The following is a 1,035-nucleotide window of genomic DNA, read 5'->3' as shown; positions in this document are numbered from 1 at the left end:
CATCCCGGAGCGGGACCCCGACGGGCCGCTCTACAACACCTCCCTCGTCTTCTCCCCCTCCGGCGATCTGGCCGCCGCCTACCGCAAGATCCACCTGAGCAAGTCCGCTGCCAGTGCAGCCGGACTGATCAATCTGCTCGACGATCCCAAGGTGTCGGCGAAGAAGATCAAGTCGGCGGTCACCGACAACGAGCGCGAGATTCGCTTCGATCCGCAGGCCAAACCGGGCGTGAGCAACCTGCTCACCATTCAGTCGGCTCTCTCGGGAGTACCGATCGAGACTCTGGTGGCCGGCTACGAGGGCAAGGGGTACGGCGACCTCAAGACCGATACCGCTGATGTGCTGACCGAGTTCGTCACCCCGCTCAAGGCGAAGGTCGACGGTTACCTTGCCGACGAGGCGGAGCTGGATCGCATCATCGCGGCCGGAGCGCACCGCGCCCGTGAGGTGTCTTCACGCACTCTCGCTGCTGTCTATGACAAGGTCGGATTCCTGGCACCGAAGGGCTGACCGACGCGAATTCGGACTCACGACGCCTGACCGAACATGAGGGGGACGGCAATGGCTGACACGGACGACGACGCACCGAGCTTTCTCGAGAAGCAACGGGCAGCGCGACCATGGCTCGATCATCTGGTTCGCGCGGCTGGACGGTTCCAAGAGCAAAAAGGCGATTACTACGCTGCAGGAATCACGTACTTCAGTGTTCTCGCACTGATTCCGATCATGATGGTCGCGTTTGCCGTGGCCGGCTTCGTATTGGCCGGGCATCCCGAGTACTTGGAGTCGATTCAGGAGCAGATCACCAAGAGCATTCCGGGCAGCTTGGGTGACACCATCAACACGCTGATCGATTCGGCCATCGACTCGCGCGCGAGCGTCGGAATCTTCGGTCTCCTGGGTGCCGCGTACGCGGGTCTCGGTTGGATGGCCAATGTTCGTGACGCACTGACGGCGATGTGGGAGAGCAAGCGCGAGCCGAAGGGTTTCCTGCGTACCAAGCTCGGTGACGCTGGTGCCCTGATCGGTCTGGC

Annotated in this window: 2 protein-coding genes; both read left to right on the top strand. The window is 62.3% G+C overall.

Annotated features, from left to right (window positions below; genetic code table 11):
• Window positions 1-511 (top strand): tryptophan--tRNA ligase (locus ABT116_RS50240; RefSeq protein WP_502984124.1); only part of this gene is annotated, 511 nt, incomplete at its 5' end.
• Between the two features lie 51 nt (window positions 512-562).
• On the top strand, window positions 563-1,035 hold a 473-nt coding region (locus ABT116_RS50235; protein WP_351648531.1), incomplete at its 3' end, for a YhjD/YihY/BrkB family envelope integrity protein.

The organism is Streptomyces sp. NPDC002130 (assembly GCF_040296465.1).
Lineage (GTDB): Bacteria > Actinomycetota > Actinomycetes > Streptomycetales > Streptomycetaceae > Streptomyces.
Note: the sequence above shows the minus strand (reverse complement) of the source record. Positions and strands in the feature narration are given on the sequence as shown.